Source organism: Robiginitalea aurantiaca (assembly GCF_030380815.1).
GTDB classification, from domain to species: Bacteria; Bacteroidota; Bacteroidia; order Flavobacteriales; family Flavobacteriaceae; genus Robiginitalea; species Robiginitalea aurantiaca.
In genome coordinates, this window is record NZ_JAUDUY010000035.1 from 1 (window position 1) to 713 (window position 713).

A 713-nucleotide genomic window follows, 5' to 3' on the forward strand; every position below is an offset into this window, starting at 1 on the left:
AATGTAAACGATCCCTTCGATGTCAACGACGAGATCGATGATCCGGCCAACGACCTGCCCGATACGGACGGAGAGGGCGATGTAAATTACAGGGACCCTGACGATGACGGGGACGGAACGGATACCTCAGATGAAGATGCCAATGGTGACGACGATCCAACCAACGATGATACAGATAATGACGGTACGCCGGATTATCTGGATCCGACGGATGACCGTACGGATAGCGACGGTGACGGGGTACCCGATGATGAGGATTTGGACAGTGATAATGACGGTATTCTGGATACTGATGAGGATGCCAATACAGATGGGGATAATGATCCCAATACGAATCCTACCGATACAGATGGCGATGGCGTTCCTGACTTCCGGGATATTGACTCTGATGATGATGGTATACCGGATAATGTGGAGGCCCAGAGCACCGATGGGTATGTTCCGCCCAGTGGGGTAGACAGCGATGGGGATGGTCTGGACGATGCCTACGCAGGCAGTGGTGATCCCGGCCTGACCCCTGTAAACACAGATGGGACGGATGTTCCGGATTACCTGGATCCCGATTCCGACAACGATCTGGTGCCTGATAACAATGAGGGCAATGACTTTAACTTCGACGGACAGCCGGACTGGACCTTTACAGGTACAGACACGGATGGTGATGGTCTTGATGACGGGTATGAGGGAAGTAATGTAAACGATCCCTTCGATGT

The 713-nt window shown here is 52.3% G+C and carries 1 pseudogene; it reads left to right on the plus strand.

Features of this window, described 5'->3' with window-relative positions:
- A pseudogene (locus tag QU605_RS15325) lies at nt 1-713 on the plus strand (gliding motility-associated C-terminal domain-containing protein); the annotation flags it as partial.